Genomic DNA, 605 nt, shown 5'->3' with positions numbered 1-605 from the left:
GAACCGAAGGGAGTCTACCACCAAAAAACCACCCCCGTCGGTCAGTTTCAACACGCCAACGCCTTTGGCTTGTATGATATCCACGGGAATATTTGGGAATGGTGCGCTGACCCCTGGCACGAAGGCTATGGTGGCGCTCCCTCGGACGGGCGAGTGTGGGATGGTCAGCATATATATGTTGGTGATTTAGTAAACGTTTTGATAAGCAAAGACACCAAGGTGCTGCGCGGCGGTTCGTGGTATGGTAATCCTGACTACTGCCGTTCTGGCTACCGCTTCAGTGGCGGTTCGGGCGATCTCAACGTCAGCTACGGTTTCCGGGTAGCCTGTGCGCTTAGTATGTAGTATGTAGGTTGGGTGGAGCGCAGCGAAACCCAACTTCCCCCGGCGAAACCGGGTTTCTGTGGAAAAGCCGGTTAATTTTCGGCATTTATGGTAACGTACAATCAGGTATCAATAACCATCCTGATTATGAGCCAATGTCTGAACCCAGACTGCCTCCACAGCAACCCCAAAGGTTGCCAGTTTTGCCAAAAATGTGGTAGTAAACTCCGACTGGTAGAACGCTACTATGCTAAAAGCATCCTTGGACAAGGTGGCTTAGG

At 51.6% G+C, this 605-nt stretch carries 1 protein-coding gene and 1 pseudogene; both read left to right on the top strand.

What is annotated here, in order from left to right:
- Window positions 1–345, top strand: a pseudogene (locus ACTIE0_RS24390) (formylglycine-generating enzyme family protein); the annotation flags it as partial.
- Window positions 346–471: 126 nt separating this feature from the next.
- Window positions 472–605, top strand: a 134-nt coding sequence (locus ACTIE0_RS24385) for a 4-Cys prefix domain-containing protein (RefSeq protein WP_439517038.1), incomplete at its 3' end; no start/stop codon positions are given.

Source organism: Limnospira sp. (genome assembly GCF_051859755.1).
GTDB lineage: Bacteria > Cyanobacteriota > Cyanobacteriia > Cyanobacteriales > Microcoleaceae > Limnospira > Limnospira fusiformis.
The sequence above is the reverse complement of the archived record's forward strand: the minus strand, read 5'-3'. Positions and strand labels throughout refer to the sequence as shown.